This is a genomic window from Synechococcus sp. H60.1 (assembly GCF_047462335.1).
Taxonomy (GTDB): Bacteria; Cyanobacteriota; Cyanobacteriia; order Thermostichales; family Thermostichaceae; genus Thermostichus.
This window is the reverse complement of sequence record NZ_JANSJA010000189.1, coordinates 23216-30274: the sequence shown is the minus strand read 5'-3', so window position 1 is coordinate 30274 and position 7059 is coordinate 23216. Positions and strand designations below refer to the sequence as shown.

At 61.3% G+C, this 7059-nt stretch carries 6 protein-coding genes; 2 read left to right on the top strand and 4 right to left on the bottom strand.

The window, feature by feature from the left end; translation table 11 throughout:
- The first annotated feature begins 154 nt into the window (after nt 1–154).
- A complete protein-coding gene (locus NW852_RS09815) occupies nt 155–1633 on the top strand; it encodes a hypothetical protein (RefSeq protein ID WP_414372408.1) in 1479 nt (492 codons plus the stop codon).
- Here the strand turns inward: NW852_RS09815 and NW852_RS09810 are convergent.
- The 4 genes from NW852_RS09810 to NW852_RS09795 all read right to left on the bottom strand — a co-directional run bounded on the left by NW852_RS09810 (nt 1630) and on the right by NW852_RS09795 (nt 6461).
- Nucleotides 1630–2526 (bottom strand): putative CRISPR-associated protein, encoded by an 897-nt coding sequence (locus NW852_RS09810; protein ID WP_414372406.1) that lies wholly within the window; start codon nt 2524–2526, stop codon nt 1630–1632. The two genes, NW852_RS09815 and NW852_RS09810, sit on opposite strands and share 4 nt — an antisense overlap.
- A gap of 121 nt (nt 2527–2647) precedes the next feature.
- Complete coding sequence (locus tag NW852_RS09805; protein WP_414372404.1) at nt 2648–4237, bottom strand: ArnT family glycosyltransferase; 1590 nt, start codon at nt 4235–4237, stop codon at nt 2648–2650.
- A 558-nt stretch (nt 4238–4795) separates the two neighbouring features.
- A complete protein-coding gene (locus NW852_RS09800) occupies nt 4796–6103 on the bottom strand; it encodes an O-antigen ligase family protein (protein ID WP_414365543.1) in 1308 nt (435 codons plus the stop codon).
- Nucleotides 6096–6461: a 2Fe-2S iron-sulfur cluster-binding protein gene (locus NW852_RS09795; protein WP_414372402.1), complete on the bottom strand. Its 366-nt coding sequence runs from the start codon at nt 6459–6461 to the stop codon at nt 6096–6098. The genes NW852_RS09800 and NW852_RS09795 overlap by 8 nt, the downstream gene beginning before the upstream one ends.
- A gap of 205 nt (nt 6462–6666) precedes the next feature.
- Here NW852_RS09795 and NW852_RS09790 point away from each other — a divergent pair, with 205 nt between their 5' ends.
- Complete coding sequence (locus NW852_RS09790) at nt 6667–7038, top strand: phosphomannose isomerase type II C-terminal cupin domain (protein WP_414365547.1); 372 nt, start codon at nt 6667–6669, stop codon at nt 7036–7038.
- Nucleotides 7039–7059: the final 21 nt, after the last annotated feature.

Below are 7059 nucleotides of genomic sequence, written 5' to 3'. Positions count from 1 at the left end.
CGCGCCTTACGTTGAACCCTGAGCAAGGAAGAGGGCTGGCGAAGCTCCCTCGCAGCAGGGCAAGGGCTGGGAGCCAGTGGGATCCCAGTAGTCTCCTGGCGCCCAAAGGCAAACTGTACAATAGCGGCAAAGTTCTTGCCCCCTGAGCGTCTCAGTGAACGGCGGCCAGCTTCCCTACGACATTCTCATCCTCTCCAACGGTCCCGGCGAGCTGCTTACCTGGGTGCGGCCAGTCGTCCTAGAATTGCGCCAGCAACTGCCCCAGGCCCGTCTTTCTCTGGTGCTCTCTCCTTGTCCGCACGCCTCTGGACAAGAGATGAAGATAGCGGAGGAATTTATCCGGGTCGATCGGGTGCAGGATCCGGATTTTTTTCTGGCTTTTCTGCTCACGGGTCAGACCGAAGAAGCCTGGGATTGGGCCAAGCGGGGGGTGGTGCTGTTTCTAGGAGGGGATCAGTTTTTTGCCGTCTGGATTGCCCGTCGTCTGCGCTACCGTCTGGTGGTGTATGCGGAGCATCAGCCCCGCTGGCGACCCTGGGTAGACGCTTTTGCTGTACGGACGGAGGAGATCAAACGCCGCTACAACGGGGGACGCTTCCTGGGCCACCGCTGGGCCCCCAAAATGCACGTGGTCGGGGATCTGATGGCCGATGGCGTGGCCAGTGCCGTCTACTTGCCGGGGATACCTCTTCCCGGCTGGCTTAGCAGCCGATCCCTTCCCACACAGGCTTCTGGCGCTGCTCCCAAACCGACGGCAGGCTTTTCCACCCTCCTCCAGCCCCTCCCCGATCCCATCGAGGAGCCGGAATCGGTGCGAACGGCACCGGAAAGGGTGGAATCCCGCTCTGCCGACGAAGCTTTGCTGCCGCACAGCTGGCAACGTCTCAGCGATGGCAACCGCACCCACTACCAGGTGGGGCTGCTCCCCGGCTCCAAGCCGGCCAAACTCTCCCTGGGGGTGCCGCTGGTGCTGGCGGTGGCGGATGAGTTGCGCCAGTTGCTGCCCAACGTCCGCTTCGTAATCCCAGTGGCTCCCGGCCAGACGCCGCGATCGCTGGCGGCCTATGCCCATCCCAAGCTCAACCCCGATATGGCCGTGATTTACGGCACCTCGGCCACTCTGGAGCAAACCAATTTGGGATCCCACTTCGTCACCCCCTTTGGCACCACGGTACACCTGTGGACCAGCTTCCCCGCCTATTCGGTGCTGGCCAATTGCGACCTCTGTCTAACTACCGTCGGCGCCAACACTGCCGAGCTGGCTTACTTGGGGGTGCCAATGGTGGTGGCGATCCCCACCAACAAGCTGGAGGCGATGCGCGCCTGGGGCGGGATCCCTGGCCTGTTGGCTCGCCTGCCCGGTCTGGGCACTTGGCTGGCCCGCCTTATCAACAGAATTGCCCTGCGGTGGCTGGGTTACCTGGCTTGGCCAAACCTCTGGGCAGGACGCGAGGTAGTGCCGGAGCTGCGAGGACACTTGCGCCCGGCCCAGGTAGCCGAACAGATGCGGGCCCTGTTGACTGATCCCGAGCGGCGTCAACAGATGCAGGCGGAATTGCAGCGTCTGGGGGGCAAGCCGGGTGCGGCTCAGGCCATCGTGCAACTCGTGGCCCAGCAGTTGAGCAAAAGCTAAAGGAGGCGACCGAGGCGCTCCCGCAGCTCGGCAGCGGCCTGCTCTAGGTGTTCGGGAGTATAGCCGGTGGTCTCTACCCTAACGGCAAGGTGGGTGTCCTGGCTTTCGTGGAGATGGAGCCACAAAATGTGACGGCCATCTGCGGTTTTGCGGTTGGCGGCCTTGACGCCGTTTTTGGGGGCAGCGTAGGCGCTTGGGTCGTAGCGAACCAGATCTACCCAAGGCAGCTCACGCAGGAGTTTTTCCACCTTGACCCAACTGCGAGGACGGTGATGGCTGCTGTCGCTGCGCAATTGGATGACCTGGGAGCGATCTCGACCAGAATCCGGCAAGCTTGCCCGCGGGATCCGCGGCTGAACTTGCGGTTGCAGATAGGGCAAATACACCAAAGATTTGTATTGCTCGTGGATGTAGCAGACCGGGATCCCCAATTGGCTGCCCACCACGGCCATGACCATGGCCTGGGCTTTAAACCCCCCGGTGGCGGCAAAGGTGACGATCCCCTTGGCGCTCTGGGCCAACTGTTGCAACAGCTTGGCCATCCGCTCCAGCGAGGATCCCTCTAGCTCGTAGTTGATGCCGGGGAGGGGCAGCAGGGAAACCTGTTGCTGGCCCAGCGCTTTTTCAAAAAAGAGCTGCAAAATCTGGGCACACTCCAGTCCTTCAGGGGTTTCGGAGTACAGCAAAATCAAGGCATCCTGCGGAGTGGGATCCAGCCGGTAGTAGGTGTTGGTTTCGGCGCTGATCAGTTCCAAGTCTGTTTTTTTCATCCAGGCCAAGGCCCGTTCTGGATCGCCGATGGTTTTTTGGCCGACCCAAGGGCGCTGCGGCTGCAGGTCTTTGTCCAGGTTGGTAAGCAGAGAGGTGCCCACCGTCATGATGATGGTCTGCATGAGTTCCCCACCAACTTTTGAAGCAATAGACTATTAGGCTAGCCAAGCCCAGAAGCTCGGCCCATCTGCCCTTGCCAGTTCCTAGGAGGGTGGCGTTAGTGGACAGAAAAAGCCGTAGCCCTCAGCGCCGGCGGGAGTAGGGCCGAGGATAGGGCTGGCGCATCTGCCGAGCCAGGTACACCTGAAAGGTTTGGGCCACTGCCCCCGCCCGCCGCAGGGGAATCTCTGCCACTGGCTCAATTTGTTCAAAGTAGGTGCCGTAGGCGGCCGGGATCCCTGCTCTTGGCTGAAACAGCTTGGAGGTAATCAGCAGGCCATCCTGCCCTAGCCAATCTTCAGGTTGCGACCAAAAGGCAAAGCCCCGCAGATCCTCATCCAGGCAGGTGAGGGGTTTCTCCGTCAGCGGCGCCAAGGCCATGCCAATCTGGCCGCCCAAAAAGTAAGCGTTAGTGAAAATGAAATCCGCCTCCGCCAGAGCCTGGGCCAAGCGGGGATCCGCCTGAAATCGCCGCCGCAACTGTTCGATGTCAATCAACTGAGTCGAGGGATCCTGTTCCACCGGCCACAGGCCCAGACCGCCAGGCGCTTGCAGCAGCCCGTAGCGCACATGGGCCAGCCCCACCCCCACCAACAGGCTCACCGCCACCGCCGTTCCTGCCAAGAGCCGCCTTGCCTCCGGCCACCTTTCCCAGCGGGATCCCAAAAGCAAGCTCAGCACCCAGAACCCCGGCATCGGCCAGGTGGGCAAAATGGGCCGATAGCCCCCCATCAAGGTAAAAGCCAGCACCAGCGGCAACCCACAGGCCAAGATCAAAAGATGCTTCAGCTCTCGATCCGTGAGGCGTCTTCCCTGAAAAAGCGCCAACCCCACCCGCCCACCCTCGGCCAAGCTCAGCCCCAGCAAAGGGATCCCCAAGGTTGGGAAAAGATAAAAAATTTCCGCCAGCACCGTCAGAAGCAGCTCTTGCAGTTGGTACCCTGCCTCCGGCACCGCTCGCCCCCCTTGGAAGCGAAAGGAGGCCCAATCCTGCTGGGCATTCCAGATCAGCACCGGGCTGAAGGCCGCCAAAAACCCCAGCACTGCCACGAGTGCCCACCCCGACCTGAGGGCGCAGCGGTGGGCTGGGCTGAGCAGACAAAAGAGCACCAGGCCAAACCCCAACGCCAGGCCGTGGTATTTGCCTAGGCAGGCCAGCCCCACCAATAGCCCCATCAGGGCTAGCCTGGGCCCCGGTCGGTAGCGAGCTGCCCCATAGACCCCCAATTTCCCCTCCGCCAAGGGAGCTGGAAAAAACTCCTGGGCAGCCACCCACAGGGTTGCCGCCGTAAAAAACATCAGCGGGCTATCCGGCAGGGTCAGCACCCCAAACCCAATCCAGAAAATGGGCGCGATGCTGATGGTTGCTAGAGCAATCAGCCCCGCCTGCAGCGAAAAGAGCCGCGCCGCCGTGAGGTAAAGCAACAGGGAAGAGCCACTGTAAACCAGCAGGGATCCCAATCGAATTGAAAAAGCCGACACCTGCCCCGTCAGAAGAGGCCCCAGGCCTGTGGTCCAGGCCACCAGCGGTGGATGGTCAAAATAGCTCCAGTCCAGATGGCGAGTGTAGAGGTAGTAGTAGGCTTCGTCAAAGCCCGGCGGCAACAGAGCCGCTACCCAGCAGCGCAGAAGCAGGCCCAACCCCAAAATCCACAGAGCAGCCCGCGGCAGCACAGGGGATCCCTTTAAGCGCGTGGACAGGTGTTATTGTCTCAGCTTTGGCCAACCTTGCCTCCCCTTGTTGGCTGGAAGGAGCTATCAGGATAGGTTGAGCCTAAGGCGTTGCCTCCGGCAGCTTGACCGGACACCCCAAAAGCTGGCCCCATTGCTCCGCTTCCGCCCTTGCCTTGCTATCATCAGAACCAAAACCCAGGTAGAATGAAGGCTTTCCCGATCGCAAGTGCACCTCTACATAAGCATTGCCAGCATCGCCACTGGAACCTCTTGACCTTGCAGACACAGAGGGATAGCTTGGCAGCCCCGTACTTTAGTGCAGAGCAGAAAAGCCCGTAAGCAACTTTAGTTGCCCATCAATGGTATAGCTGTTACTCGAAGTACCACTGAACCTTTTTGGAAGTAGGTTGGCGACAGCTTTTTACTCCCCTTCTGGGGAAGTATGCCCTCGCCTCCCACCTTTTCTCCCCAAGGAAAAGGGAGATTTGATGAGCGGGGACTTGAGACAATCCCAAGCTAAAAAATCCGGCGACCGAAACAGAGACCAAGGGAGGAACTCTATTGCGGCATTGGCCGGGATGCCTCGCCTGGGAAGGGATCCGCCGGAACCCTATTTGCCTCGCTGCAGAGGGGCTCGAGGCTGGCTCCCCAAGCTGCGCCCAAGAGCAAGGTTATCAACAGGTGAATGCGGCCATCCAAGATCACCACATCCAAAAGCCCCGCAGCAAAAAACGCCGTCAAGGCCAGTAAAACTCCCAAGAGGATCCCGTCTTGGGAGCAGCGCCAGGCTCCCCAGCTCCGCACCAAGATCCAGCCCCACAAGGCCAAATAGCCCAGCAGCAGAGGGATCCCGCCTTCTGCCGCTAGGTGCAAGTACAAGTTGTGGCAGTGGCCCAGCAGCTCCGGCGGATCCTGGGCGTTGTAGAGGGCAGGGAAGCTCTGCCAGCCCCAGCCCGTTAGGGGACGCTCCCGCACCATCTGCAGGGCAAAGCGCCAGGCATCCAGGCGGTTGGCCGTAGAGCTAAAGTAGGGGGCCTGGGGGTCAAAGGTGTCTGCCAACCGGCTCCAGATCAAGGAGGGCACAACCGCCCGCCAGCCGGGCCAATCCAAAGCCGCCGCCAAGCCGGCCAACCCCAAACTGGACAGGAGCAGGAGCCCCCACCAGCAGCGCCGCAGCGCCAGCCCAATGAGCAAAGCCAATCCCCCTGCCCCCCAGCCGTTGCGGGAGGCCGTCAGCAGCAACAGCAGGGATCCCAGCCCCAGCATTGCCGCCAGCCCTGCTCTGGTAAGGGGGGATGAGGCTACCCCCCACAGCCCCGCCGCCAAGCACAGGTGGATCACTAGGTAAATGGCCAGGATATTGGGGGAGGTGAAGGCCGCCGCCGGCCGCTCCCCGCCAGCCACTCCCGTAATCCAGAGCGGCCCCAAGAAGAGATGCCCCCGCCACCCCCACAGAACCTCTCCCCAGCCCAACAGCAGCATCAGTCCACTGCCTAGCACCAACACCTGCGCCAGGCGCCGGCGGCTGAGGGGATCCCTCAGTGCCCCAGCCAAGGCCGGCAGCATCAGCAGAAAAGGCCAGTAGTTAAACATCCCCAGCAAGCTCAGCCGCCAGTCTTCTGCCAGCAGCGCCGTTGTCACCGCAACCAGGCTCAGCAGGCCTGCCAAGCCCAACAGGGGATCCCGTCGGATCTGCTGCCAGGAGCGGCCATAGCTCTGCACCGTTCCCACCACCGCCAGCAGCAGACTGGGGGCCAGGTTTAGCGGGATCAGCGCTGCCGCTCCCAACAGCCAGCCCTGGGGCTGCGAAGGCCAGGGATGCGGCGGCAGGCCTTTAGAGGCAACTGAGGGAGAAAAATTACTCATCGTCGATGGGGATCCCCGGTCGTACCCGCCCCTGACCGAAGTAGCGGCCAAACTGCAGCTCGTACACCTCATCTTCATCCTGGGTTTCCACCCACAGCTCCGAGCGGGCATAGCCCACGCACAGCAGCCCGTAGCCCTGCTCCTTCAGCTCCCGGGAGATCCCCATCGCCTCCGGCTGGTAGAGGAATCCCTGCCGGATCCGCACCGCACAGGTGGTGCAGGCGCCGTTGCGACAGGCAAAGGGCAGTTGGATCCCTTGGGCTTCGGCAGCCTCCAGGATGTATTGGTCGGCAGGTACCTGGATGAGATAGTGGGTGTCTTTCTGGCGGTCGTGGATGTGAACCGGGTAGGAATGCATGGAGGAGAAGGGCCTTTGCCAAGATCAGGAGACTTCTCCATGATCCCATAGGATTTCAATGGAGTTAGGCTACTCCCCAGCTCGGTAGGATAAGCTGAAGGCAGGGCCCCAAGGAGAGCAGCCTATGCTAGAAACCCACAATTCCCCCCTACCCTCAGTGGAAAAACTGCCGGCCACCTTCTCAGCCGAAGTTTTCAACAAGCTCATGGAGAGCAATACCGAAACTCGCCCCTGGGGCAGCTTTACAGTGCTAGATGAGGGCCCTGGCTACAAGATCAAGCGGATTGTGGTGCTGCCCAAGCATCGCCTTAGCCTGCAGATGCACTACCACCGCAGCGAACACTGGATCGTTGTTGCTGGCACCGCCAAAGTTACCTGCGGCGATGAAGAGCGGCTGATCACCACCAACCAGTCCACCTACGTGCCCCCCTGCACCAAGCACCGCCTGGAAAACCCTGGCGTCATCCCCTTGGTGATCATCGAGGTGCAAAACGGCCAGTACCTGGGCGAAGACGACATCGTCCGCTTCAGCGACGACTATGCCCGTGCCAACGGTGGGCAACCGGCAAAAGCCTGAGCTTGGCATCCTTGGCCAGAT

What these genes read in the sequence shown, in the direction of transcription:
- NW852_RS09810 (WP_414372406.1), bottom strand. Translation starts at nt 2,526, where the DNA reads ATGCAGACCATCATCATGACGGTGGGCACCTCTCTGCTTACCAACCTG.
- NW852_RS09800 (WP_414365543.1), bottom strand. Translation starts at nt 6,103, where the DNA reads ATGAGTAATTTTTCTCCCTCAGTTGCCTCTAAAGGCCTGCCGCCGCAT.
- NW852_RS09795 (WP_414372402.1), bottom strand. Translation starts at nt 6,461, where the DNA reads ATGCATTCCTACCCGGTTCACATCCACGACCGCCAGAAAGACACCCAC.
- NW852_RS09790 (WP_414365547.1), top strand. Translation starts at nt 6,667, where the DNA reads ATGGAGAGCAATACCGAAACTCGCCCCTGGGGCAGCTTTACAGTGCTA.